Origin of the sequence: Bacillus sp. NPDC060175 (assembly GCF_042728695.1) — a bacterium.
Classification (GTDB): Bacteria; Bacillota; Bacilli; order Bacillales; family Bacillaceae_G; genus Bacillus_A.
The window spans coordinates 22,754-48,406 of record NZ_JBHWYR010000029.1; the positions used below are offsets into that span (position 1 = coordinate 22,754).

General features: G+C 35.5%; 24 protein-coding genes. 12 read left to right on the plus strand and 12 right to left on the minus strand.

The features are described 5' to 3' along the window. Positions 1 to 58 precede the first annotated feature (58 nt). The 7 genes from rluB to ACFWDE_RS15785 form a co-directional block, all read right to left on the minus strand. Positions 59 to 787 carry a 23S rRNA pseudouridine(2605) synthase RluB gene (gene rluB / locus ACFWDE_RS15755; protein ID WP_002064494.1) on the minus strand — a complete coding sequence of 243 codons (729 nt, stop codon included), beginning with the start codon at positions 785 to 787 and terminating at the stop codon, positions 59 to 61. 289 nt (positions 788 to 1,076) lie between these two features. Next, positions 1,077 to 1,607, minus strand: a complete 531-nt coding sequence (spmB, locus tag ACFWDE_RS15760) for a spore maturation protein SpmB (protein WP_002086660.1) — start codon at positions 1,605 to 1,607, stop codon at positions 1,077 to 1,079. After that, positions 1,604 to 2,200: a spore maturation protein SpmA gene (gene spmA / locus ACFWDE_RS15765; protein ID WP_016094459.1), complete on the minus strand. Its 597-nt coding sequence runs from the start codon at positions 2,198 to 2,200 to the stop codon at positions 1,604 to 1,606. Before spmA ends, spmB begins: the two co-directional genes overlap by 4 nt. Next, entirely contained in the window at positions 2,193 to 3,317 is a 1,125-nt protein-coding gene (locus ACFWDE_RS15770; RefSeq protein WP_377893279.1) for a serine hydrolase, read from the minus strand. Before ACFWDE_RS15770 ends, spmA begins: the two co-directional genes overlap by 8 nt. Positions 3,318 to 3,429: 112 nt before the next feature. After that, entirely contained in the window at positions 3,430 to 4,344 is a 915-nt protein-coding gene (locus ACFWDE_RS15775; RefSeq protein WP_002064491.1) for a superoxide dismutase, read from the minus strand. 105 nt (positions 4,345 to 4,449) lie between these two features. Then, positions 4,450 to 4,941, minus strand: coding sequence for a YpuI family protein (locus ACFWDE_RS15780; protein ID WP_002158618.1), 492 nt, complete (start codon positions 4,939 to 4,941; stop codon positions 4,450 to 4,452). 22 nt (positions 4,942 to 4,963) lie between these two features. Further along, entirely contained in the window at positions 4,964 to 5,353 is a 390-nt protein-coding gene (locus tag ACFWDE_RS15785) for a hypothetical protein (RefSeq protein ID WP_002064489.1), read from the minus strand. 186 nt (positions 5,354 to 5,539) lie between these two features. Between ACFWDE_RS15785 and mprF the strand changes: the two genes are divergently transcribed. Beyond that, positions 5,540 to 8,128, plus strand: coding sequence for a bifunctional lysylphosphatidylglycerol flippase/synthetase MprF (gene mprF / locus ACFWDE_RS15790; protein ID WP_016094461.1), 2,589 nt, complete (start codon positions 5,540 to 5,542; stop codon positions 8,126 to 8,128). Between the two features lie 4 nt (positions 8,129 to 8,132). On the opposite strand, the gene ACFWDE_RS15795 is transcribed toward mprF, so the two are convergent. After that, positions 8,133 to 8,927, minus strand: a complete 795-nt coding sequence (locus tag ACFWDE_RS15795) for a hypothetical protein (RefSeq protein WP_002149422.1) — start codon at positions 8,925 to 8,927, stop codon at positions 8,133 to 8,135. Between the two features lie 173 nt (positions 8,928 to 9,100). Here ACFWDE_RS15795 and deoD point away from each other — a divergent pair, with 173 nt between their 5' ends. The 4 genes from deoD to ACFWDE_RS15815 all read left to right on the plus strand — a co-directional run bounded on the left by deoD (position 9,101) and on the right by ACFWDE_RS15815 (position 12,781). Further along, positions 9,101 to 9,805, plus strand: coding sequence for a purine-nucleoside phosphorylase (gene deoD / locus ACFWDE_RS15800; RefSeq protein WP_002149423.1), 705 nt, complete (start codon positions 9,101 to 9,103; stop codon positions 9,803 to 9,805). A gap of 204 nt (positions 9,806 to 10,009) precedes the next feature. After that, complete coding sequence (locus tag ACFWDE_RS15805) at positions 10,010 to 11,827, plus strand: sensor histidine kinase (RefSeq protein ID WP_242237067.1); 1,818 nt, start codon at positions 10,010 to 10,012, stop codon at positions 11,825 to 11,827. Between the two features lie 107 nt (positions 11,828 to 11,934). After that, positions 11,935 to 12,465: a tyrosine-type recombinase/integrase gene (locus tag ACFWDE_RS15810; protein ID WP_000806236.1), complete on the plus strand. Its 531-nt coding sequence runs from the start codon at positions 11,935 to 11,937 to the stop codon at positions 12,463 to 12,465. 121 nt (positions 12,466 to 12,586) lie between these two features. Next, positions 12,587 to 12,781, plus strand: coding sequence for a DUF3924 domain-containing protein (locus ACFWDE_RS15815; RefSeq protein WP_016082292.1), 195 nt, complete (start codon positions 12,587 to 12,589; stop codon positions 12,779 to 12,781). A gap of 210 nt (positions 12,782 to 12,991) precedes the next feature. On the opposite strand, the gene ACFWDE_RS15820 is transcribed toward ACFWDE_RS15815, so the two are convergent. Continuing rightward, entirely contained in the window at positions 12,992 to 13,840 is an 849-nt protein-coding gene (locus ACFWDE_RS15820) for a DUF72 domain-containing protein (RefSeq protein WP_016094464.1), read from the minus strand. 160 nt (positions 13,841 to 14,000) lie between these two features. Between ACFWDE_RS15820 and ACFWDE_RS15825 the strand changes: the two genes are divergently transcribed. From ACFWDE_RS15825 to ACFWDE_RS15835, 3 genes are all read left to right on the plus strand, one after another. Next, positions 14,001 to 15,272, plus strand: a complete 1,272-nt coding sequence (locus ACFWDE_RS15825) for an ATP-binding protein (protein ID WP_377893284.1) — start codon at positions 14,001 to 14,003, stop codon at positions 15,270 to 15,272. Positions 15,273 to 15,523: 251 nt separating this feature from the next. Further along, positions 15,524 to 17,512 carry a Gly-Xaa-Xaa repeat protein gene (locus ACFWDE_RS15830; RefSeq protein ID WP_377893286.1) on the plus strand — a complete coding sequence of 663 codons (1,989 nt, stop codon included), beginning with the start codon at positions 15,524 to 15,526 and terminating at the stop codon, positions 17,510 to 17,512. 197 nt (positions 17,513 to 17,709) lie between these two features. Continuing rightward, the gene (locus tag ACFWDE_RS15835) at positions 17,710 to 18,138 is read left to right on the plus strand and encodes a hypothetical protein (protein WP_377893288.1); all 429 of its coding nucleotides are present in this window, start codon (positions 17,710 to 17,712) and stop codon (positions 18,136 to 18,138) included. Between the two features lie 118 nt (positions 18,139 to 18,256). Here the strand turns inward: ACFWDE_RS15835 and ACFWDE_RS15840 are convergent, their stop codons facing one another. Further along, positions 18,257 to 20,278, minus strand: coding sequence for a transglycosylase domain-containing protein (locus ACFWDE_RS15840; RefSeq protein ID WP_377893289.1), 2,022 nt, complete (start codon positions 20,276 to 20,278; stop codon positions 18,257 to 18,259). A gap of 311 nt (positions 20,279 to 20,589) precedes the next feature. On the opposite strand from ACFWDE_RS15840, the gene ACFWDE_RS15845 reads away from it, so the two are divergent. The 3 genes from ACFWDE_RS15845 (at position 20,590) to ACFWDE_RS15855 (ending at position 23,138) form a co-directional block, all read left to right on the plus strand. Continuing rightward, positions 20,590 to 21,210, plus strand: coding sequence for a DUF47 domain-containing protein (locus ACFWDE_RS15845; protein WP_000231445.1), 621 nt, complete (start codon positions 20,590 to 20,592; stop codon positions 21,208 to 21,210). An 11-nt stretch (positions 21,211 to 21,221) separates the two neighbouring features. Next, a complete protein-coding gene (locus ACFWDE_RS15850; protein WP_002149443.1) occupies positions 21,222 to 22,220 on the plus strand; it encodes an inorganic phosphate transporter in 999 nt (332 codons plus the stop codon). Positions 22,221 to 22,337: 117 nt separating this feature from the next. Beyond that, complete coding sequence (locus ACFWDE_RS15855; protein WP_377893292.1) at positions 22,338 to 23,138, plus strand: sulfite exporter TauE/SafE family protein; 801 nt, start codon at positions 22,338 to 22,340, stop codon at positions 23,136 to 23,138. Positions 23,139 to 23,431: 293 nt separating this feature from the next. Here ACFWDE_RS15855 and ACFWDE_RS15860 read toward each other — a convergent pair whose 3' ends face one another. Beyond that, a complete protein-coding gene (locus ACFWDE_RS15860; RefSeq protein ID WP_000883004.1) occupies positions 23,432 to 23,659 on the minus strand; it encodes a hypothetical protein in 228 nt (75 codons plus the stop codon). A 170-nt stretch (positions 23,660 to 23,829) separates the two neighbouring features. Here ACFWDE_RS15860 and ACFWDE_RS15865 point away from each other — a divergent pair, with 170 nt between their 5' ends. Then, positions 23,830 to 24,336, plus strand: coding sequence for a Crp/Fnr family transcriptional regulator (locus ACFWDE_RS15865; RefSeq protein WP_377893294.1), 507 nt, complete (start codon positions 23,830 to 23,832; stop codon positions 24,334 to 24,336). 35 nt (positions 24,337 to 24,371) lie between these two features. On the opposite strand, the gene hmpA is transcribed toward ACFWDE_RS15865, so the two are convergent. Beyond that, positions 24,372 to 25,580 carry an NO-inducible flavohemoprotein gene (hmpA, locus tag ACFWDE_RS15870; protein WP_377893296.1) on the minus strand — a complete coding sequence of 403 codons (1,209 nt, stop codon included), beginning with the start codon at positions 25,578 to 25,580 and terminating at the stop codon, positions 24,372 to 24,374. Positions 25,581 to 25,653: the final 73 nt, after the last annotated feature.

The following is a 25,653-nucleotide window of genomic DNA, read 5'->3' on the forward strand; positions in this document are numbered from 1 at the left end:
GTATTTTTTAATAAATCACCAGCGGAGCATTCCACTGGTGAAAGTTTCACACTATAGATTAACGAGGCTTTGTAGAAGCCAATGCACGTAATTGTTTCACCTCATGTGGTGTCAATTCTCTTGCATCACCAGGACGCAAGCTACCAACTTCTAAAAAGGCATAACGTTCACGTTTTAGTTTCATTACTTTACAATCTAACGCTTCAAACATGCGGCGTACTTGACGGTTACGTCCTTCATGAATCGTTAATTGTACAATCGCCATCTCTTTACGCTTGTCCCAAGAAATAATTTTCACTTGTGCTGGTGCTGTTTTCCCATCTTCTAATGCAACACCTCGTTCTAACATGCGAATTTTATCACCTGTTAATGGCCCTTTAATTTTCGCAACATACGTTTTTTCAACCTTATATCTCGGATGCATTAATACATTTGCAAATTCACCATCATTTGTCATCAATAATACGCCAGACGTATCATAATCTAAGCGTCCGATTGGGAATAAACGTTGTCTAATTTCAGGGAAAAAGTCTGTTACAACGTTTCTTCCTTTATCATCTGATACACTTGAAATTACACCAGTTGGTTTATATAGTAAAAAATAAACAGGTTCTTCTTTTTCAAGAGGGATGTTATTTACTTCCACTTTATCTTGAGGAGTTACTTTTGTTCCTAACTCCTTCACTATTTTTCCATTAACTTTCACTTTCCCTTGCTGAATTAATTCCTCAGCCTTTCTTCTCGATGCAATACCTGCTTGCGCAATCACTTTTTGTAATCGTTCCATTTCTTTTTTTCACCTCAAATTTATCTTACCTTACATTAGAAAGACTTGGCAACCGCCTAAGCTTTATGCCATTTACTTCGCCTACCTTTAACAACATAGCAATGATAATAAACGTATAAAGGCTATACCACGTTTTCACCCTTTATTATTATTTACACTTTTTCATGTTGTCCACGATAAAAGTTCACCATTTTGTCAAAAATACCGCATAAAAAAACCACTATTAAACTACACGTTAATAGTGGTCGTATACGTATTATAAGCGAAATAGCGCAAAAAATGAATAGCATTACCGAAACAATAGGGAAACAAACACAATCGAACAAATAATTCCGATTAAATCTGCAAAAAGTCCTACCTTTAATGCATCTCCCATTTTTCTAATACCGACAGCCCCAAAGTATACTGTTAATATATAAAAAGTCGTATCTGTGCTACCTTGCATCGTTGAAGCTAACCTACCAATAAACGAGTCTGGCCCATATGTAGCGATTAAATCGGTCGTAATACTTAAACCAGCAGATCCCGAAATCGGACGTATAAGTGCAAGTGGAACGATTTCGGCTGGTACATGAATAAAGTCTAACATCGGCTTCATTACCGATATCATCGCATCTAAAGCACCTGATGCCCGGAAAATAGAAATAGATACAAGCATTCCAACCATAAACGGCAAAATGGAAACCGCAATTTGAATCCCTTCTTTTCCGCCCTCAACGAACGATTCATACGTTGGAACTTTCTTTATCGTGCCATACAAAAGGATAAAACCAATTACACAAGGAATTACCCATAATGAAATTGTATTTACAATACTCATTTTTTCCGCCCCTTTCTACTCCTTCTCCGGTAAAAATAGCGGTCAATCCAAATCGCTCCAATCATCGATAACACTTGTGCTATAAATGTTACGCCAACGATTTCAGTAGGGTTTGCTGATTCATAAGTCATTCGAATTGAAATGACAGTAGTCGGAATTAATGTAATTGCTGAAGTATTTAATGCTAGAAACGTCACCATAGAACGACTTGCTGAATCCTTTCCACCATTTAACTCTTTCAATTGTTCCATTGCTTTAATACCTAAAGGTGTTGCTGCATTACCTAACCCAAAAAAGTTCGCCATCATATTTGATAAAATGAATCCCATTGACGGGTGATCCTTCGGTATTTCTGGAAATAATCTTTTTACTATCGGCATAAAAAGTGATACTAACTTCTTTAACAATCCAGCTTCCTCAGCAATTTTCATTAAACCGAGCCAAAATACTAAAACACTAATAAGTCCAATACAAATCGTTACAGCATCTTTTGACCCTTCAAATATTGCTTTGGTCACTTCTTCCATCGTTCCATTTATCATGGCATACACAATCCCTATAACTGCCATCGCTGCCCATACGAGATTAACCATCTATCCCAACACCTATCATGTAAGAGAAGATTTCTTTTACGTTATTCCAATACATTCCCGTTGTAGCTACTAACTTTCGTTTACTGTAAAACAAATTTCGTTCTCCAACTTTCTCGTTCCCTACATAAATTTCTGTCTTCCCAATCTTTACTCCATCCGTAAGTTTTTCACTTTTATCGAGCTCAACTTTCAATAACACGCTCTTTCTTTCCTCTTCAGTTAAAGGTACAGAAAAACTATTTTTCGTATAAACATGATTGGCATATTTCTTTTCATTTATTTCAGTGATTGCTCCTTGTCCTAAAACTTTCGCTTGCTTATAGCGTTCAAAGCCTTTATCAAACAAATTCATATGATCATCCCAGTCACTAGAAGCACTCAAAGTTACGACAATTAAATCTAGTCCATCTTTTGAAGCTGTTGTGACAAGCGTCCGTCCTGCTTTCTTCGTAAAACCTGTCTTTCCCCCTGTTGCAAATTCATAATAAGATGTCACAAGCTTATGTTTATTTTTCCACGGATAATCCCAAGAATCTGATTTATACGTTTTTGTTCCAAAAATTTTCTTAAAGGTCTCGTTCCCCATTGCATATTTCGTTAATAATGCCATGTCATAAGCCGACGAATAATGCGATCCATCCCCATCCAAGCCATGCGGGTTTGAGAAATGTGTATCTTTCATTCCGATTTCTTTCGCCTTTTCATTCATTAAATATACGAACCCTTCTATACTCCCTCCCACATTTTCAGCAATTACTTGTGCTGCATCATTACCAGATCTAAGCATTAATCCGTAAACTAAATCTTCTAGCTTCACTTTTTGTCCAGGTTTTAAATAAATTGCCGATCCTTCTACTCGTACCGCTTCATTACTAACCGATACTAACTCTTTCATTTTTCCTGATTCAGCAGCTAACAATGCTGTCATAATTTTTGTTATACTAGCAATTTTTTGTGGCTCATGTTCTAATTTTCCATATAGCACACGACCGGATTGTTGCTCCATTAAGACTGCGTTACGAGCACTGACACCACCGTTCATTTTTGCATATGCAGGAATCGGTATAACGCTTGCGTACATTATAATTAGCGTAATTATTATACAAATTCGTCTCATATTTCCCCCCACGTCCTTTTGGCACTTTTTGTACAAGTGTATGCTTGGCCTTTTAAAATATGAACGAAATCTTCCTGCTGCTTCCATTAAAAAAGACGCAGGGAATTTGCGTCTAATATGGTGTCCATTCAATTTGTTTCGCAGTTTCAAATCTTTTTTCTACATCAGGCCAATTTACAACATTCCACCAGTTTTTAATATATTCATCTTTTCGATTTTGGTATTGTAAATAATACGCATGTTCCCATACATCTAGTACAAGGAGCGGTATCGTATCCCATTGTGTAAACAATTGATGAAGCGTGCTTTGCAAAATTTCTAATCTTCCGGACCGAGGCACCCATACAAGGATCGCCCATCCAGACCCCTCAACTTTCGAGGCCGCCTCTGTAAAATGTTTTTGGAAACGTAAGTAACTCCCAAAATCCTTCTCAATTTCTTGTGATAATGCCCCTCGTGGACCCCCGCCCCCATCTTTTTTCATATTATTCCAAAATATCGTGTGTAAGTAATGACCTGATCCATGAAAAGCCGCTTCTCTTTCCCAATGCTTAATTAAATCAAATTGATTTGTTTTTCTCGCTTCTTCCATCATCTTCTCTGCTTTATTTAATCCTTCCACGTAACTACGATGATGTTTATCATGGTGTAACATCATAATTTCTCGTGAAATGTACGGTTCTAGCGCGTTATATGGATAAGGTAATGGCGGAAGGGTATGCCCCCCAATCGGAACAGCTCGTTCACTATCCCCTCTTTCACATAGTTCATATTCCTCTCCTTCTTGCATAAACACTTCCTGTAAATGGTGTTGAATATGTTCTACATCCTCACTTATTTCATACATAAACTCGGCATCTGTGTCGTATTCATGCTCTTTCATACGCTCTAATAACGTTTGAATTTTATAAGCAAGCATATGGACATCATACACTTCCATTGCACGGCTATCTAATACGTGAAGAACACTTTCACACCAACTTTCTACTTCATGAAAGTAATCTGTAAATACACCTTGCTGACTCATGTTACACCTCCTTATTGCTATCCACTTAAATATATTCAATGAAAATCCCTTATATAACTGTACAAAAGGAAAAGAAGCTAAGTCTCCTTAGCTTCTTTTCCTTAATTAATATTTGTGCAACATTTTTGTTTGGTAATCTGTCTCATAATATTCTAGTTCTTCACGCATCAATTGAAATTTCCCTTCTAACTCCTTCATCACTCGTTCTATAGATCCAGGAGGGATTTGCTGAAAAACAATAGAATTTTTCCCTGTATAAGCAGAACGACTATTTTCATACCAATGATCATTCTTTGGCGAAAAAAACTCTGCAATTACTTGATGGTAAATCTTATATAAAACTTTTTCAGCTGCGGTCTTTCGAAATGGTTGGCCATTCAACAAAACAAAACATGCATCAAGTCCTTCTTCACAAAAAACAAGAAGTCTTCTTATTGATGCTAATATACCTTTATAATATTGCTCGTTTCCTGTTGGTGTCTCCTCCAATAAAGAAGGTAACGTATGATAATTCACATAATTAGTTATCAAGGAAATTACATCTTCTAAAAATATAGAAACTTGTTCTGTTTGATTTTCAACCATCAAATTAGACATGGCTTCTCTCTCCTTTGCCGTTTTACGCTATTTCTACTCTTTTATTTTTATGTAATTCAGCTAATATTTCTTGTACTTTCACCACTGTTCCCTCGTCAAAGTATCGTTGAAAGTCTGTTACTTCATTGAGATACAAGCGTTTCTGCGTCCGTAGCTCTTTATTGTTCACTAAACAAGCAATCGCTACAATATCTCGTAAATATACGTCTTGTTCTTCTACTTTATAAACTGGATTTCCTTCAAAAGGGATAATTTCTTGTAAAATTTCTTCAAAATATCGAACATATAAGACAGAAAAGGTTTTCTCTTGATTATTTAATATATATGTCACTTCAGATCTATTAAAAAAATCTTCTGATGTATTCGGTTTTGCTTTTTCTAACTCATATCCTGCATAACCTATTATAATCATCTACTTCCCCTCTCTTCCTTCTTTTATCTTATATTAACTTAATTTTCCGATAAACGAAATATTCTTTTAAATATAACCTATATAAAAAATAGCTTCCCTATACAGGAATTTACCTTTTTATTTTTCTTGAAGTTTGTCATAATAATATTATTGTCTCAGTTTTCTTACACAAGGAGAGTTGTATTTATGTCGTTTTCATGGAAACGTTTCTTACAAATCGGGAAAATAATCTTCCCATTTGTTGTCTTAACAATTGTTTTCTTTCAAGCTAAAAAAGAATTAGCTGGCATTTCTTTTTTAGAAGCAATTGAAACAATTAAAAACATTCCAACTGGTGGGGTATTTTTAGCGATTACACTCGGTGCATTTGCCGTTTCAACAATGTTCTTTTATGACTTTGTTATGCTTCGTTACTTAAAAGCAGATATACCTGTACAAAAGATTTTCCGTATCTCATGGATTGCAAACACTTTAAATGGATTTATCGGTTTTGGTGGTCTTGTTGGTGCCGGTGTACGTACAATGCTATATCGCCCACATATAAAAGAGAATGGGAAACTTATTAAAAGCATTGCTTGGATGACAACCGCTTTTATTAACGGATTAGCCATTCTGTCATTCCTCGGCCTTATTGGAATATTAGACACTAGTTTTATTCTGCACGAAAAACCGTGGTTATGGCCTGTTCTTATCTTCTTTGCTCTTTTCGTTCCTATATATATTGGGTTTTCTAAAATTAAAAATAGAAAAACAAAACAGACAGACGGACAAGATGATGAAGAAGAAGAAGAGAAAAATCCAACTGTTTTATATTCATTAGTTTCATTAGTCGAGTGGATATCGGCTGGTATCGTTATGTACGTCATTTTAATATTGTTTGGAATTGATATCGAATTTCAAAAGTTTTTAGGTGTTTATGTAATTGCTGCTTTAGCTGGTGTCGTAAGCCTTGTCCCTGGTGGCCTTGGTTCATTTGATCTTGTTTTCTTAACCGGACTAGGACAATACGGAGTTGATACAGGCGTATTACTACCCGCTATGTTATTATATCGACTTGTCTATTACATCTTACCATTCTGCCTTGGTCTCATTTTTGCAGCATTTGAAATGACAGGAGCGGCCATAAAAAAAATTGAAGACAAACCATTTATTGCACCTGCATTAGAAACAACTGGTGTAATTTGGACTTTACAACGTGATTTTTTAGGAAAATTAGGTTCCTGGGCATCCGCCGCTTTAACCGTATTCGCTGGCTTAATGGTTATTCTATCAACAATTTTACCGACTAGTATAAATCGAGCTCACGCCTTACATATTTTAGCTCCAAAGCACCTTATTCAATTTTCTTTTAGCTTATCATTAACATTCGGTATTCTCCTCCTGATTCTTTCGCGAGGCATATATTATGGAACAAAGCGTTCTTACTATATGACGATTGTTTCTTTAATTGGAGCAGCAATCTTTAATACCCTAAAAGGAATTGATATTGAAGAAACCTTTATTTTATTAATCGTACTTGCTGTGTTGTATATGCTTCGTAAAAGATTTGCACGCGAGAAAATGGAAGTCTCTCTTTCTGACATCGTAAAAGTTTTTATCTTCTTATTACTTACGTTATATTTATATAAAAACTTAGGTATTTTATTTGCGGGTGCAAAAGAAGCATTCCAACCTGATTTTGTCGTTCGAAATATTACACAAGTTAAACGAAGTGCATTAGCAGCAGCCTTTTTCGTTCCTACTTTTTTACTTATCGGTTCACTAATTGCCAATCGTTACCGTAGTCAATTTCCCGGGCAACCAGCAAATGATAAAAGGTTAGAAAACTTCTTAGATGAACATGGTGGGAACGTACTTAGTCATTTAGGTTTTTTAGGAGATAAACAGTTCTTCTTCAGTAGTGACGGAAAAGCACTTCTTCTCTTTTCAATTACTGGAAAACGTCTTGTTGTACTAGGTGATCCAATTGGTGATCCATCCTCCTACCGCACTGTGTTGCAAGAATTTTTAGCTGAGGCTGATCGATTTGGGTATATTTGCGTATTCTATCAAATTGAAAGCAAATGGATGAGCTTATACCACGATTTCGGCTACAACTTCTTTAAACTTGGCGAAGAGGCTGTCGTTGATTTAAATACCTTTACAATAACAGGAAAAAAACGTGCTGGTATGCGAGCTACTTTCAACCGTTTTGAACGAGAAGGTTATACATTCTCTATTCATGAGCCACCATTCTCAGACGAATTATACGAGGAATTAAAGAAAGTGTCTGATGCTTGGCTCGGCGGAAAAAAAGAGAAAGGATTTTCACTTGGGTACTTCGATCGTGAGTATATTAGTCGTGCCCCTATCGCTACATTATCTGATGCAGAGGGAAAAATCATTGCATTCACAACCTTTATGCCAGTATATCAAAGTGGCATATTATCTGTTGATTTAATGCGTTATTATCCAGATGCCCCTAGCGGAATTATGGATGCAATTTTTATCCACTTATTCCACTGGGCAAAAGAAAATGAATACCATTCCTTTAATATTGGTATGGCACCACTCTCAAATGTCGGTTTATCAACGCAATCGTTCTGGTCTGAACGAGTTGCTGCTGCAATATTTAATAACGTTCGTTACACATATAGCTTCAGCGGTTTACGACATTTCAAAGAAAAATACAAACCTGCATGGAGTGGAAAATATTTAGCATTTCGAAAGAATCATTCTTTACCAATTACAATGCTCTCTGTAACAAAATTAATAGGAAAACGAAAAAACAGCTAAGTACTTAGCTGTTTTTTCGTTTTTGCACTTGTATACTAAACTCCTTTTCATACTTCTTACCATTTATATAGAAATCCCCCCATATTTTATATGTTCCTTCTTCTGGAAATGTAATACGATATTGTAATTGTTCATCCGTATCAACAGGAATGGCATATAAAAGATGTTTCCTCGTTTCATCAACGATATATAGAGCGTTGACTTCACCTCTCCCTGAATTTAATTTCAGCTTTTCTCCCTTTTTCGCTTGAAATTGAAATGTTAATGTCGTTGCCTCATTCGGATGTAATGCACCAAATAAAAGAGACACTTGATGCTCTCCTATATTTTTTGTAAGTACAGTATCGACAGGTAGTTTCTTTTTATTCTTGTCCTTGTTTTTCTCCTTTTTTTCTTCACCAAAATCTTTCTTAGAAAATGATTCCACGGACTTGTTTTCATCTTCATACAAAAATATCGTGTACTCTTCACCTTTTGCTACATCTGAAGATAGCTTATACGATCCATTTCCAGCAAATATAGGCTTCGTTTGTTGTATGTTTTTCAAATTCCCATCCACTATCACTGCTCGAATTTGATCGTTCACACCACGAACTTCATTATTCATTTTATTTAGCAATTGAAACGAAATATCGACTTTTTCATTTCCCTTTTTATTTTTTACATCCCAGTTCACTTCTTGAACATCTCCGGTCGTTTCTACAGTTTCTTGATATTTTTTTATGTAAAATCCTCCTGCCACAATAAGTACTAGTGCAATAAGCCCAATGACAAGATTTTTCAAAATATCACCTACCATTTTTATTGTCTTTATCCATGCAAAACCTCTTAAATATATATTCTAGATTATGATTTATGAAATCCTCCTCTTTTGCACATATTACAAATAAAAAAGATTTTAATTGAAAGGAATCGTAGTGTATAATGCAAATGATATTGATTTCTATCAATACATTATAAGGAGGATTTTTCATGAGTGTACATATTGAAGCAAAACAAGGCGAAATTGCTGAATCTATTCTATTACCTGGTGATCCATTACGTGCAAAATATATTGCTGAAACATTTTTAGAGGATGTTACTTGTTATAACAACGTGCGTGGCATGTTAGGTTTCACTGGAACTTACAAAGGAAAGCGTGTATCTGTTCAAGGTACAGGCATGGGTGTTCCCTCTATTTCTATTTATGTAAACGAATTAATTCAAAGCTACGGAGTGAAAAATTTAATTCGTGTTGGGACATGTGGTGCAATTCAAAAAGATGTTAAGGTACGTGACGTTATTATTGCGATGACGGCTTGTACAGATTCTAATATGAACCGCTTAACATTCCCAGGTTTTGATTTTGCTCCTGCTGCAAACTTTGATCTTTTAAAGAAAGCTTACGATGCTGGAACAGAAAAAGGATTACACGTTCGTGTTGGTAACGTATTAACAGCAGATGTATTTTATCGTGAGAGCATGGACATGGTTAAAAAACTTGGAGATTACGGTGTATTAGCAGTAGAGATGGAAACAACTGCTCTTTACACATTAGCAGCTAAATATGGTGTAAATGCATTATCTGTTTTAACAGTAAGCGACCATATCTTCACTGGTGAAGAAACAACATCTGAAGAACGTCAAACTACATTTAACGAAATGATTGAAATCGCTTTAGATGCAGCAATTCAGTAACAGTACATTAAAGAACTTGTCATACGTCTGGCGAGTTCTTTTTTATGCTAAAATACTTCGACAGTCACTGCACCTTCTCTTTATGTGACTTTCTATAAAAAACTACTTTAGAGAGAGACAGATTTATCCCCTCTACTTTTTTGTAACCTTTGTTATAATTAAGAAATCATTTATATTACAGTATTTTTCATACGAGGTGAAACAGTGAAGAACAGAAGCATCGTCTTTAAACTATTTTTATTAACATCAACTTTATTTACAATCATATTTCTCCTTTTTTTCCTTGGACAATCTCTATTTTTAGAGAAGTTCTATATTAATAAGAAAGTAAAAACCGTTCAAACGGCTTTTGAAAAATTCGTAGATAATTACGAGAAAAGCGACCAAGGCTTTGAGGAAACTAGAAAATTAAAACAAGAATTTCACGATAAAACAAATGCCGAAATCCAATTTTTAGATTCTAACGGAATTATTAAAAGTGAATACAGTTTTTACATTGATGTGATTAACCCTAACAATAATAAAACCTATTCCATCCCCCTTAACAATCTTTTAACACCAGAAGAATATAATAAATTCGCAAACTTAGGATTAAAAAAAGATGGAATAATTTATGTAGACGGACTACTCCAACCGAATAATATAATAACACCTCAAGAATTAATAACTAATAATACTAGATGGGAAAATGAACAATTCAATTCAGATTTTCAATCCATTAGTGGTAATCCATCTAAAAATAAACTTAAAAATCGATATGATAATACTGGTTCTCCAATCCATTTTACTGGGGTAATATCTAAATTACAGCTTCCTTCCAAGGCTGAGGTTCGTCTTGCAAAGGATTTTGAAACATTACAAGCTGTTCAATATTTTGCAAGAACTATTAGACAAGGTACTTCTAATTCAAATCAATTAAACACGTATATTTTAGATAGTGGGGAAAATATAAAAAACAGTGTCTTTGTAAAGCCTATTATGGAAAACGGAGAAATTAAGGAGTACGCTTTTGTGATAGCATCTTTACAACCTGTTAATGAAGCGATGCTCGTTTTAAAAGATTATTATGTCTATGCCTTAATTATCGTGTTTCTCGTTATTATTTTGTTATCCTTCTACTACTCAAAAATCATTGTTAAACCATTAATTAAGATAAATCGCGTTACAAAAAAAATGGCCAACTTTGATTTTAGCGAGAAGTTACCTGTTACAGCAGACGATGAAATTGGCGGGTTATCAAGTAGTATTAATACACTCTCTGTAAATTTAAAAGATCGAATCGACCGATTAAATGTTGCCAATACAAAATTACAACAAGATATTGAACGCGAACGTCAATTAGAAAAAACCAGAAAAGAATTCATTTCTGGTGTATCTCATGAATTAAAAACACCACTTAGTGTTATTCGTAGCTTCGCTGAAGGTATTCAAGATGGCGTAAGTAAAGATACGACATATTATACAAATGTTATTTTGGAAGAGACAGATAATATGAACAGGCTCATTGTTGAAATGTTAGAATTAGCAAAACTAGAATCAGGTACGTACAAACTAGAAATGTCAACATTCTCGATCGGTGAATTAATTCAACAAGTCTATACAAAATTATTATTTAGTATGGAGGAAAAACATTTACAAGTGGACATCCATGCTGACTCTTCTCTATTTGTTAAAGCAAATCGTAGCCGTATTGAGCAAGTCGTTGTAAACTTACTTAGCAATGCAATTCGATATACTCCAGATGGTGAAAAAATACACGTCTCTGTTGTAGAAACGGAAGATACAGTAAAAATCGAAATTGAAAACACAGGCAATCCTATTCCAGAAGAAAGCCTTGAAAAAATTTGGGATCGCTTCTACCGTTTAGACGCTTCTCGTAGCCGTCATACTGGAGGTACTGGCCTTGGGTTATCCATTGTGAAAAACATTTTAGATCTCCATCGCGCCGAATACGGTGTGTATAATACCACTAATAGCGTTGTATTTTATTTTAATTTACAAAAAGTGAAAGAAGTCAAATAATTTGTCTTAATTTCACTAGGAGTTCACATGAAATTCACACTCTCCCTTTATAGTAAGAAACAAGTTAATCCTTTCCTTTACACATATAAAAGAGGAGAGTGCGTGAAATGAAACAAGCAGGACAACCTATTCAAAATGAAAAACAATTAGAAACTATCAAAAATATACTTTTACAATCTTCGAAACGTGATGGCTTATTATTCGTATTAGCTGTAAATTCTGGCTTAAAAGTAAGTGAAATCTTACAATTAAAAGTTAGTGATGTAATCGATGAAAACGAAAATGTTCGCCATTCCATTTTATTTTACAATGAAAAAGTAAAGAAACATAAATGGTTTGCTGTAAATGAAGACTTACAGCACGCAATCGAAGACTACATGAAAGAACGTAAAACTTGGAAACGTAATGAACCATTATTAAAGTCTCAAAAAGGAACAAAGTCTATTACGAGACAACATGCATGGTACATTTTAAACAAAGCTGCAAAAGAAGTTGGATTAGAAGGGATTAGCTCACATACACTTCGAAAAACTTGGGGCTATTGTGCATACAAATCAGGTGTTGATATTGCATTTTTACAACACTTCTTTGATCACAGTACTCCATCAAAAACTTTAAAGTATATCGGTATTGCTTAATAACTCTTATACAAAAAAAAGGTTACCATTTGTAAATTTGGTAACCTTTTTTTTGTTTCATATTCTCTTTTCTTGTCTCTCCTATACTGTAGTGGTACTCTAATAGTAAGGGGGAGAAATTATGAACACATTAACAATTGAATTACCGCAAGAAACGGCTGAAAAACTCGATTTATTAAAACAAGCTTATGAAAAGAAAACAGGTGCTAGCATTTCTGAGAGCACTCTTGTTCAAACACTTATCTCAAAAGAATTTATCCAAGCGATAACTCCTTTTGATTTACAACAATTCGTCAATGGAAAAGAACAGCATTAATCGCTGTTCTTTTTTCTTTTCAAAAAATAAATATAAAAAATTTTTTACATATTTTCCGAAAAACCATTGACAATGATAATGATAACCATTATCATTTATTACGAAGCCAACAATTGAATCAACCAAACGCTCAGTAACATTGTTACCCCTCTTTTTCATATAGAAAGGCACTGTACATTCCCCCTGTTTGTACAGTGCCTTTCTTGTTTATCATCGTTCAAATAAATTTAATTGCTCAGGCTTGGGCTCACCATATGTAATGTTCATTATTTTCATAAGTTGTTTCGCATTATCCGCTGCATCCCCGCCCGAATTATTATTAAATAATACGTATATGTCCTTTGACTTCTTTTTTAATTGCTCTAGTCGTTCTGCCCATTCTTCCAATTCTTTATTATTGTAGCGATATAAACAGCGAACCGCCCTCCAATTTTCTCCTTTATCCAGCCAGCCATGAATATTTCGACCATGAAAGCGAATTAATGTTATATTTGAATCCGTCGCCTCTAATACGAGCGGAACCGAACCAAGTCCCGCTTGCGGTTCATCACAAATTGTATGAATCCATTTTTCCTTCTCTAAAAATTGTAGCGTTTTATCTCTCATTTTTGGATAAAACCATGTTTGATTTCGAAACTCTATAGCACACGGCAAACCCTCCATTTTGTCTTTCGTATATCGAAGGAAATCTACATTTTTCTTTTTGCAATCAAACCATGGTGGATATTGAAATAAAATCATTTTTAATTTATTCGCTTCTATTAAAGGAAGAATCGATTGTTTATACACATCAAACATCTCATCAAACGTCGAAAAAGGAGTTTCTCCCTTCATATGCCCTGTCATTCCTTGATACGCTTTTACGACAAAAGAAAAGTCTTTCGGTGTTTCCATCGCCCATTTTGTATAATTTCGTGCCGGTTGCATCGCATAAAATGAACTATCCACTTCGACAATAGGAAAATGTTCACTATATGTTCGTAATTTATTTTTATTTTCATAGGGATCTATATATAAAGAATCATGATCTCCCCAACCTGTCACTCCAATGAAAAACAATCATATTCCTCCTTTTCAACTTTCATCTGATATTCATTCCACTGGCTTCCCAATCATCTTGGCTAATCAAATTCATTAAGTAGCTCTTTCTTTAAGAGTATCTGTATAAAAATATGATATACTAAATGGAAGAATTTTTAAATTGAGGGGTTATTTATTTATGCTTCCAACCGATGATATTTTATCTCATGAAAAACGAATAGAAGAACTAGAAAATAAAGTACGTTTTTATGAAGAACTTGTGAATCAATTGCCGCATCATTTCACATATAAAAATCCACTTATTGGTTTGCAAATAAAGAAAACAAGAACGAACCATTTTATTCAAAGCATACGAAAAGAGAATAAAGAAGCTGATTTTCAACTTACTCGCGATTCATTATTTTTATTTGAACAACTTGAAAAACACTTTGTTCATATTTTTGATGCTTTTTCACATCATGTAACCTTTATTGATAATACAGGGAATATTACATTATGTAATCAAGCTGCTGCAGATGATTTTGGTGTAATACGAAACGAAATAATTAGAAAGCCAATTCAACAATTGCTTAACTTACCTGAAGAAAAAATTAAAGCTATTGAAACCTTAAAAACAGGAATCGAAATATATAATGAAGAGGTTTTAGACAAAAACTATGGCATTATTAATAATCGAATTATTCGCGATTATAATGGAGAAATTTTTAGAGTTATTAGCGTTTTTCATTATTTAAACACAGAACGTGATGCAGAGAAATTTTCATTAGCAGGACGAATCGCCGCCGGGATTGCACATGAAGTACGCAACCCTCTTACAACAGTACGGGGATACTTACAATTTTTACAAGAGAGCGTGTCTCCATCAAATAAAGAATTATTTAAAAACTTACTTATTCCTGAATTAGATCGTGCAAATAGTATTATTACAAAATTTTTATCTATATCGAAAACACGCGAATTTAAAAGAGAACCGTTTCCCATTAATACATTTTTACGTGAATATATTCAACAGCTACTAGCAAGTGAGGTCTTCTTGCATAACATTTCAATTGATTATAATTTTTCTAATGAATTAGATGATATTTTAGTCCATATTGATCGCCATGAACTTGTTCAAGTGTTTTTAAACCTATTTCAAAACGCTGTTGATGCTCAAGGCGAAAAACCTCTTTCTATTCAAATCACTAGTTATCGCCTAGATAACTTTGTTCGGATTACTTTCACAGATAACGGAACTGGTATTCCTCCAGCTATTCAAGAATATATCTTTGACCCATTCTTCTCAACAAAAGATTCAGGAACAGGACTGGGCCTATCAGTAACGAAGAAAATTATTCAAAATCATAACGGTACATTAAAAATGACTAGTAATCCAGCCGGTACAACTTTCACTATTTCTATTCCAACTTTATCTAAAACAAACCATGAAAGAATGAATCAATACAAATGATGGACTGTTCCACGAACTGCAAACCAATTGTTACGGAATATATAACAATTGGTTTGCAGTTTTTTATTTTAACTTAATCTTCTTGAAATGATATAAATTTTTCTCTATCTCTTAATTATTCTTGCTAAGTAGGTAAACTTCTTATTTTTTGGGAAATGGTAGATTATCCATTACAAATTTAGTTTAATTTTCATTCCTTTCTATATATATAGTAATGTCTATTTACTCTATATATAGAAAGGAATGAAAAGATGAACAACAAAAATAAAGGGAAAGTATTCTATGGTAATGATTGTTGCGAAGTAAGAGCTTGCAGTTTTATTAACATCTCTAAGTCCGGACTGAAAGAGTTTGTTCGACTTCTTCAAGCCCTTGGTGAAAATATTCAAGCTGTATTCCAAAATCCTTCTCAAGCTAATATCGGTAAACTTATCGATACCCTAAATAACCTACAAAAATTCCTCAATTGCTTAGATTTATCACCCGGTCAAGAAAAGATTGGAAATTCTATTATCGCTAACTTATTAACTATTTTAAAAACAAAACCTTTCTCATGCGGAGCATTATACGTTGAACTGCAAATCCTGCTTAACTATTTATTATATATCGCTAAGTTATTCAAAGTAGATTGCTGTACTATCGACAAACTAGTTAAACTCATTACAGAGATCCAAACTATCCTAGTTCAATATGGGTCTGGTTGTCTTGGCGGAGGGGCAACTGGCGCAACCGGTCCTCAAGGTGCGACTGGACCTCAAGGTCCGGCGGGTGCTCAAGGCGCTACTGGACCTCAAGGTCCGGTGGGTACTCAAGGCGCGACTGGTGCTCAAGGTGCGACTGGTGCTCAAGGTGCGGCGGGTGCTCAAGGTGCTACTGGTGCTCAAGGTCCAGCGGGTGCTCGAGGTGCTACTGGTGCTCAAGGTTCAGCGGGCGCTCAAGGTGCTACTGGTACTCAAGGTCCAGCGGGTGCTCAGGGTGCTACTGGTGCTCAAGGTCTAGCGGGCGCTCAAGGTGCTACTGGTGCTCAAGGTGCTACTGGTGCTCAAGGTCCAGCGGGTGCTCAAGGTGCGGCGGGTGCTCAAGGTGCGGCGGGTGCTCAAGGTGCGGCGGGTGCTCAAGGTGCGGCGGGTGCTCAAGGTGCGGCGGGCGCTCAAGGTGCGGCGGGCGCTCAAGGTGCGGCGGGCGCTCAAGGTACTACTGGTGCTCAAGGTCCAGCGGGTGCTCAAGGTGCTCAAGGTGCTACTGGTGCTCAAGGTGCGGCGGGTGCTCAAGGTGCTACTGGTGCTCAAGGTCCAGCGGGTGCTCAAGGTGCTACTGGTGCTCAAGGTTCAGCGGGCGCTCAAGGTGCTACTGGTACTCAAGGTCCAGCGGGTGCTCAAGGTGCTACTGGTGCTCAAGGTCTAGCGGGCGCTCAAGGTGCTACTGGTGCTCAAGGTGCTACTGGTGCTCAAGGTCCAGCGGGTGCTCAAGGTGCGGCGGGTGCTCAAGGTGCGGCGGGTGCTCAAGGTGCGGCGGGTGCTCAAGGTGCGGCGGGTGCTCAAGGTGCTACTGGTGCTCAAGGTGCTACTGGTGCTCAAGGTCCAGCGGGCGCTCAAGGTGCTACTGGTGCTCAAGGTCTAGCGGGCGCTCAAGGTGCTACTGGTGCTCAAGGTTCAGCGGGTGCTCAAGGTGCGGCGGGTGCTCAAGGTGCTACTGGTGCTCAAGGTGCGGCGGGCGCTCAAGGTGCTACTGGTGCTCAAGGTGCTACTGGTGCTCAAGGTGCTACTGGTGCTCAAGGCGCTACTGGTGCTCAAGGTGCTACTGGTACTCAAGGTGCTACTGGTGCTACTGGACCAGCGGGTACTCCAATTCCTGTAACTACAGCTGTATTAGGAAACACAAATGCACAAACAGTATCACCAGGAAGCAATATACAATTCAATGAAACATTCGAATTAACAAACATCTCCTATAATGGTTCTGATACTCTAACTGTTTTAGAAACTGGTGTATACGATATTAGTTTCTCTGCATCTACAACTTTCCCAGGTTCTTCACCATTTGGCTTCGGTCTTTCGTTTAACGGCCAACCACCTAGTCGTAATTTTTCAACTAACGTTATCGGTAGTGCGGTTTCTTTCTCAACGATTATCACTTTAACAGCTGGCACAACAATATCTGTACAACCTACAGCAAATACTATCTCTATTCCAAACACAGGTGAAACAACTGCTGTACTAACTGTCTTCCGAATTTACTAATTTTCACTAAATAAGCGTATTTATAATAATATGCATCATTTGACTGTGGATTAAATTTCTCCTTTTATATAGAAAGGAGCACTTATTTGGGAGGATAAGTGCTCCTTCTTTACGTTTCTTTACCTCAAATTTACTCTATCTTAATCCTCATTTTGTATGATAAATAGTGAAGTCAAAGATATGAAAGAGGGATGAAAATGAGAGTTATGTCACTGATACGCATTTGGATTGCTCTTATGGTATGCATTATTTTATGTGTAGGATTTTTTTTTACTCTAAAATATTCCACTATATCAAAAGCAGAGAGAAAAACAGTTCCATACAAGCTTTTGTATACAAAACAAAGCAACATCCCTTATTCCAATGCAACAAATAATGAAAAAAAGGTTATAAAAGGAATGCTTATTACGAAAGCTTCTAGTTACGAAACGCTACTTCAAATTGCTGAAACGATTAAAGATCAGTATATAAATAGAGAAATTGATGAAATCACGCTTTCTATCCATAATGAAAATAATGGTAGTTATGAAGAAGAATTACCTTACGAACCTATTAGTAAAGGCAAAATCATTATCACATACGATTCTCAATCCTTTGGCAGTACGAACATTATACTAAACGAGTAATATCATTTCCCGATTAGTATGGGCTAATCATTAGTGGTGGATAGCCCCCCTAATGATTGAAGTTTCACTTTATTTTTCATACGAAAAAGAGGCGAATTTCGTTATTCGCCTCTTTCTTTTACCAAAATGATGGAATCCACTCTTTCACTTTATCAAACCACTCTTGCTGCTCTTGTTTTCTTTGTTGTTCCTCTTCTTTCCTTCGTTTTTCCTCTTCGATTGTTTGCAATTGTTTTTTGTAGTCAGCCTCAGGTATTAGCGATAACTGGAATGCTTTTTGAGCTGGATTTACATTTGCTTTTTTCATGATATCCCGGAACATCGTCGTCGTAATTTGACTCCCTCCCGGAACATAATGCTCGCTATCAGTTTTATCATATCCTACCCAAATCGCACCTACTAAATCTGGCGTATATCCAACAAACCATGAATCCTTTGCACCATTTCTTGGACCATTTACAATTTGAGTAGTACCTGTCTTACCCGCCGTATCAACATTATTAACTTTCGCTTTTTCACCTGTTCCCTTTTCGACAACACCTTTTAATAAATATGTCATCTTTTGAGCAATTTTCTCACTCGTCACCCGTGTCTCTTTCTTATACCATTTCCCAATCGTTTCACCTTCAGCGTTTTGAATTTCTCTAATTGCATGAGCCTCCACTTGAACACCATCATTTGCAAATGTACTATATGCTTGGGCCATTACAAATGGAGATGTACCTACATGCATCCCGCCTAAAGCAATCGGATACGTATGGTCTTCAGGCTCTAATGGAATACCAAACCGCTCTAAAGATTTCAATCCTTTATCTAACCCTATTTGCTCTAATAGCCAAACTGCTGAAACATTATATGACTTTGCCACAGCTTCATACATCGTCACATTACCATGGAACGTATGATCACTATTTTGTGGTGCATATTCTTTAATATTAAACGGTTCATCTTTTAATACATCGTATACTTCATATCCTTGCTCTAATGCTGGTACATACACTGCAAGAGGCTTTAACGTTGAACCTGGCTGTCTTTTTAATTGTGTTGCATGATTAAACTGTAAAAATTGATAAGGACCTCTACCTCCAACTAAAGCCGGAACACCGCCAGTTTTTGGATTCATAAGGACCACTCCAGTTTGCATAAGCTGATCTGAACCACTATCTTTAAAATAACTATCATTATTCACAACATCTTCAACCGCTTGTTGTTTTTTCGGGTCAAGTTCCGTATAAATACGATAACCACCTGCTAAAATTTCATTTTGTGTTAATTCATACTTGTCCATCGCTTCTCTAACAATATAATCTACGTATTGAGAATATTTCCCCTTATATTTATCGTCAACACCACGTCGTAATACAAGACCTGATTCTTTCTCCTGACTATATTGTTCTTCAGAAATATATCCTTGCTCCTTCATTAAACCTAATACGACATTACGTCTTTCAATTGATTTATTAAAATTTTTATACGGCGAATACGCAGATGGCGCTTTAATTAATCCTGCAATCGTTGCAGCTTCTGAAATTGTTAAGTCTTTTACCTCTTTATCAAAATACGATTTAGCTGCTCTTTTTATCCCCCAAGCACCTTCACCAAAATAAATTTGATTCATATACATTTCTATAATTTCATCTTTTGAATAAGTACGCTCTATTTTTTTTGTTAAAAAATATTCCTTTATTTTACGTGAGTATGTGCGATCTTGTGTCAAAAATACATTTTTTGCAAGTTGTTGTGTAATTGTACTACCACCTGCCACAACTTCACCAGCTGTAATGTTCTTAAATACAGCACTTATGATTCCACTATAGTAAATACCATGATGACTAAAAAATTCCTTATCTTCTACTGCAACAATTGCTTGAACCATAATATCAGGAATATCTTTCCTTTTAACTCCTTCTGTTTTAGAAGAAGCTAATTTAGTCGCAACTTCATTATTTGCATCATAAATTAAAGTTGGTTGTGGAACAGCTTGTTTTAATTCAGATATATCTTGAATGGAAATTATTATATTTACAACAATAAATAGAGTAGCAAGTAAACTTCCCAATACAATTAATGAATTGCGTAGTTTCTTCCTCTTATTGAACCACTCAAGCGTTTTTTTTAAGTGAGTGTTCTTCAATTTCATTGGTTCACTTCCTTCATTTGTTTACACTCTTCTTTTTAAAAGGAAGAATATACCTCCTTTTAAATTCATTATAATAACGTAGTCGTTCCTATAGTGTAAAGCTTTTCTTTCACATTCATACTTTTCACAAGAAAAGGACATTCTACAAGTAAGATATTCACTATTCAGTATTAATATTATTAATACAACAATGAGAGTTATGTTAAGTTTTTGTAAACTTTTCGATAAAATGTTTTAAAAAACGACAGTTTTTTGTTAGAATTGATTAGCCAATATATTTTACATATATTACTTTTGTGGGGGTAACAATAATGGTCTTTAAATCAAAGAAAGATAAATTTTCTGAAATGCTAATGAATGTTTCCGAAAATTTAAAAGAAGGCGCGCAGTTTTTCGTGGAGTATAAAATTAAAAATGCTAGCGATTTAAAAGAATTTTCTATGCGCATGAAAGAGTATGAGTCAAAAGGTGACTCATTCATTCACGAAATCATTATGGAGCTAAACAAAGCGTTTATTACTCCTATTGAACGTGAAGACATCCTACAGCTTGCAATGAGTATGGATGATGTATTAGACGGATTAGATCATAGTGCTGGTCTATTCGAAATGTATTCTATTACAGAAGCTGATGAATACATGATTAAATTTGTAGAAGCAATTAATCAATGTGCGATTGAAATTGCAAACTCTGTTGAATTACTATCTAAAAAGAAATTAGTCGATATTCGTACAAATGCGATTAAGATTAAGGATTACGAGTCACAATGTGATGATATTCGCCGTCATGCGATTAAGCACTTATTCTCTCGTGAGAAAGATCCGATTAAGATTATTCAATTTAAAGAGATTTACGAAGAGCTTGAAGAAGTAGCTGATAGCTGTCAAAGCGTTGCAAACGTATTAGAAACAATCATTATGAAGAACGCGTAAGGAGTTTGATCATGGATACACTCTTGATACTGACCGTTTTAGTAGTCATTTGCGCTTTAGCTTTTGACTTTATCAATGGATTTCACGATACAGCAAACGCTATTGCAACGGCTGTTTCAACGAAAGCTCTAAAGCCTAGACATGCAATTGTTATGGCAGCTATTATGAACTTTTTAGGTGCGATGACATTTACAGGTGTAGCAAAAACTATTACAAAAGATATCGTTGACCCGTTTGCCTTGCCAAATGGTTCTCTTGTAATTTTAGCTGCTTTGCTTGCGGCAATAGTCTGGAATTTGCTCACTTGGTACTATGGCATTCCAAGTAGTTCTTCGCATGCAATTATTGGTGCAATCGCTGGTGCAGCAATTGCTGCTGCTGGTATTAGCTCATTAAACTATAAAGGGTTTATAAAAATTCTTGAAGCTTTAATCATTTCACCGATTATCGCTTTTGTTATTGGTTACATCGTATATAGTATTTTCAAAGTGGTCTTTAAAAACTTTAACTTAACGAAAACGAACAAGAACTTCCGTATATTCCAGATCTTCACTGCAGCATTACAAGCTTACACACATGGTACGAATGATGCACAAAAAGCAATGGGAATCATTACGATGGCTCTTATGGCCAATAACTATCATACTTCTGACGACATCCCGTTCTGGGTACAATTATGTTGTGCAATCGCAATGGGTCTTGGTACTTCTGTCGGTGGATGGAAAATTATTAAAACTGTCGGTGGACAAATTATGAAAATTCGTCCTGTAAATGGTGTAGCTGCCGATTTATCATCATCACTTGTTATTTTCGGTGCAACATTCATTCACTTACCGGTTAGTACAACGCACGTTATCTCTTCTTCTATTTTAGGGGTTGGTGCTTCACATCGTGTGAAAGGTGTAAAATGGGGAACTGCAAAACGCATGTTAATTACATGGGTTATTACACTTCCTATTTCAGCTTCTTTAGCTGCATTATTTTACTACTTATTACACTTAATCTTTTAATCAAAAGTCGTCTTCCTTATTTTTCAAGGAAGACGACTTTTTTGTGAACAAACCTATTTTTTATTAAAAAGCGTGTATAATGATTGATGGATAAGTTATATAGAGGAGTTGGCAATTTTGGAATACATCATGTTACTTTTCATCGGATTAATCGCTGGGACAGTCGGGAGCCTAGTCGGGCTTGGAGGCGGAATTATTATCGTTCCGTTATTAATTGGATTACACAGTTTATCACCACAACTCGCAGTAGGAACTTCAATGGTAACAGTCGTTTTTACAGGGCTGTCTTCTACCCTTACTTATATGAAACATAAACGAGTAGATTATAAAAGTGGACTTATTTTATTTATCGGGAGTGGCCCTGGTGGTATTATCGGATCATGGGCAAACAAATTTTTAAACCAAGATACATTTTCTTTATACTTTGGGATTTTTCTTATATTCGTCTCCATTCTTCTTATACTACGAGACAAATTGAAACCTCTTTCCCTATCAAATATGACTGTAATTAAGCGATCTTTTACAGATAACGAAGGAAATACTATAGACTATCAATTCCCACCATTTCTCGCTATCTTTATTGCCTTTATAGTTGGATTTATATCCGGATTATTCGGAATCGGTGGTGGCGCCTTACTTGTGCCAGCGATGATGCTTCTTTTTGCGTTCCCAGCACACATTGCTGTAGCAACTTCAATGTTTATCGTATTTCTCTCAGCAATTGTAAGTTCTTTAACTCACATCTCTCTAGGAAATGTCAGCTGGGCTTATGCATTAATTCTTATTCCTGGTGCATGGATTGGCGGAAAAATCGGGGCTTATATTAACACGAAATTAAGCGGTAATGCAGTAATTAATTTATTACGTATCACATTAATTATTCTTGGAACTAGATTAATCATTACTTCATTTTTATAACGCGTTCTTTCTAGAATACGTTTTTTCTTATACACATGAATATAAAAAGGCTCCTAGGAAAACAAATAAAACTAAACAAACACTTAATAGCATAAAATTTGAAATATGTACTTTCTTCAAGTTGATCACTCCTATAGCTATGACTGTTATCCTTATGATAGCGAAAAAACAGTTATCTTACAGTTACAAAGTGCTAACAATGCAAAATCATTTATTACAAATTTTATCCTTATATTTCATTTCTTTGTATAATCTATCGATTCAATAAAAAAAGATGTCATATTGACATCTTTTTAGTGAAGAAGTGACCATCCCATAAAGTCTTCATGTACTTGGCACGCCCTCTTATCGTTTCGATCATATAATTCAGCATAACTATCTGTTTCTTCATCATAAGCCATCGTATAAATAATTTGGCCGTCTATTTCAACGGATAAAACGACTCCACCTTTCATCTCTTCTACATGAATGATAGCATTCGCCGGAATTCTCATATCCGTCATCTTCATCGCATCTAACAATATACTAAACCCCCTACAGCGTATTCATTGCTAGTACTATTACACACTAAATAGTATACTACTGTAATAGCATACATTTCGTCAATGAAATTACTGTTTAAAAAGCATATTATCTTTATACATATACGCTAAAATATAAGAAATAGAAATATTTTAATGGGGGGCTAACATTGATTCTACATAAGGGAGATATATTATTCCGTCAAGGTGAGGACGGTCCTTTATACTTTATAAAAACAGGTTTATTAAAAGTTATTCGATTAGAAGAAAACGGAACACCATTTTTATTTAATATTATCGTTCCTGGTGAAACGATACCTCACCATTCTTTAATTTCACCGAAGGAATATCACGGTACAGCTATCGCTTTAATGAAAACAGAAGTTGAGCCTATAATTAGTAATGAATGGTACGATCAACTTCAAGCAAATCCTGCATCATATGCAAATATCGCGATGCAATTACAATCGAAGTTACGAATGATGCAACAGCGTATCGATCAATTGACAACTGTCTCTCCTAAAGAGCGCCTTCATCGTTTACAAGAGTGGTTCACTTTATATTTAGGTGACATCCCTATTTATGAAATATTAACACAAACTGAAATTGGGCAGCTCATAGGTGTACGCCGCGAAACAGTAAATCGATTATTAAGAGAACAAGCAAAAACGAGGTAAAATAATACCTCGTTTTTCGCTTGTGCAAATTTAATCTATTGTAAGCTTGCTGCGGGACCGAAAAATTCATAATGAATGTTCTCTTGTTTAACACCCAAATCAATTAATGCAGCATTTATATGTTTCATAAATGGTACTGGACCGCAGAAATAAAATTCTGCTTCAGTCGTTGGAATAATAGTTTGTAACCATTCACGTTCAATGAATCCTTCTTTATCAAAATTCTTCATTTCCACATCTTGCTCTGTCGGTGAAGAATAGCAAGTATATGCTTTAACTTGTTCATACTCTTTTTCTACTGTCTCAACATGCTCTTTCATCGCATGTGTATTACTATTTATCGCCGCATGAACAAAGCATACATTACGCTTTGATTCTTGTTCAATTAACGTATTTAACATACTCATCATCGGTGTAATACCTACTCCACCACTAATTAGTACAACAGGTAATGTTGACTCCATATTTAATACGAAATCTCCCGCTGGTGCACTTACTGGTAAGACATCTCCTTCCCCTACATGATCATGTAAGTAATTAGATACTTTACCATCTGGTGTATCTACACCTTTTTCTTTCTTTACACTAATACGATAATATCCTTTTCCAGGAGCATCAGATAAGCTATATTGACGATTATGCGTATATGTTTCACCTTCAATATTTATTTGAATCGTTACATATTGTCCTGGGATGAATGAAGAAACTTTCCCGCCATCTTCAGGTTTTAAATAAAATGATGTAATAACGTCGCTTTCCTTCACTTTTTTAACAATCACAAAGTTGCGGAAATCTTTCCATCCACCTTCTTTATGTGCAGCTTCTTCATACATATCCGCTTCAATGCTAATGAATGCATCAGCAATGACGCCATACGCTTCTCCCCATGCATTTAAAACTTCATCAGGTGCGCCTGCGACCTCTTTAATCGCTCGTAGTAAGCATGTACCTACTATTGGATAATGCTCTGCTTTAATACCTAAACTTCTATGCTTATGACCGATTTGTTTTACAACTGGAATAATAGCTTCTAAATTATCAATGTACATTGCAGCTGCATATACAGCATTTGCTAACGCTTGTTGTTGTCTTCCCTTTTTCTGATTCGTATGGTTAAAAATATTCAATAACTCCGGATGTTCAGAAAATAAAATTTGATAAAATCTCGTTGTAATTTCAACGCCTTTTTCTTGTAATAATGGTACTGTTGACTTTACTATTTCAATTGTTTTTGCACTTAACATTGTATCCCACTCCTCTATTTCCTTAACTGTTTTTAGTTTAACTGAATTGTATAATACATATTGTGATTTTAAT

Coding starts and splice junctions, on each gene's coding strand:
- rluB (WP_002064494.1), bottom strand. CDS start 787: ATGGAACGATTACAAAAAGTGATTGCGCAAGCAGGTATTGCATCGAGA.
- spmB (WP_002086660.1), bottom strand. CDS start 1,607: ATGAGTATTGTAAATACAATTTCATTATGGGTAATTCCTTGTGTAATT.
- spmA (WP_016094459.1), bottom strand. CDS start 2,200: ATGGTTAATCTCGTATGGGCAGCGATGGCAGTTATAGGGATTGTGTAT.
- ACFWDE_RS15770 (WP_377893279.1), bottom strand. CDS start 3,317: ATGAGACGAATTTGTATAATAATTACGCTAATTATAATGTACGCAAGC.
- ACFWDE_RS15775 (WP_002064491.1), bottom strand. CDS start 4,344: ATGAGTCAGCAAGGTGTATTTACAGATTACTTTCATGAAGTAGAAAGT.
- ACFWDE_RS15780 (WP_002158618.1), bottom strand. CDS start 4,941: ATGTCTAATTTGATGGTTGAAAATCAAACAGAACAAGTTTCTATATTT.
- ACFWDE_RS15785 (WP_002064489.1), bottom strand. CDS start 5,353: ATGATTATAATAGGTTATGCAGGATATGAGTTAGAAAAAGCAAAACCG.
- mprF (WP_016094461.1), top strand. CDS start 5,540: ATGTCGTTTTCATGGAAACGTTTCTTACAAATCGGGAAAATAATCTTC.
- ACFWDE_RS15795 (WP_002149422.1), bottom strand. CDS start 8,927: ATGGTAGGTGATATTTTGAAAAATCTTGTCATTGGGCTTATTGCACTA.
- deoD (WP_002149423.1), top strand. CDS start 9,101: ATGAGTGTACATATTGAAGCAAAACAAGGCGAAATTGCTGAATCTATT.
- ACFWDE_RS15810 (WP_000806236.1), top strand. CDS start 11,935: ATGAAACAAGCAGGACAACCTATTCAAAATGAAAAACAATTAGAAACT.
- ACFWDE_RS15815 (WP_016082292.1), top strand. CDS start 12,587: ATGAACACATTAACAATTGAATTACCGCAAGAAACGGCTGAAAAACTC.
- ACFWDE_RS15825 (WP_377893284.1), top strand. CDS start 14,001: ATGCTTCCAACCGATGATATTTTATCTCATGAAAAACGAATAGAAGAA.
- ACFWDE_RS15830 (WP_377893286.1), top strand. CDS start 15,524: ATGAACAACAAAAATAAAGGGAAAGTATTCTATGGTAATGATTGTTGC.
- ACFWDE_RS15835 (WP_377893288.1), top strand. CDS start 17,710: ATGAGAGTTATGTCACTGATACGCATTTGGATTGCTCTTATGGTATGC.
- ACFWDE_RS15840 (WP_377893289.1), bottom strand. CDS start 20,278: ATGAAATTGAAGAACACTCACTTAAAAAAAACGCTTGAGTGGTTCAAT.
- ACFWDE_RS15845 (WP_000231445.1), top strand. CDS start 20,590: ATGGTCTTTAAATCAAAGAAAGATAAATTTTCTGAAATGCTAATGAAT.
- ACFWDE_RS15850 (WP_002149443.1), top strand. CDS start 21,222: ATGGATACACTCTTGATACTGACCGTTTTAGTAGTCATTTGCGCTTTA.
- hmpA (WP_377893296.1), bottom strand. CDS start 25,580: ATGTTAAGTGCAAAAACAATTGAAATAGTAAAGTCAACAGTACCATTA.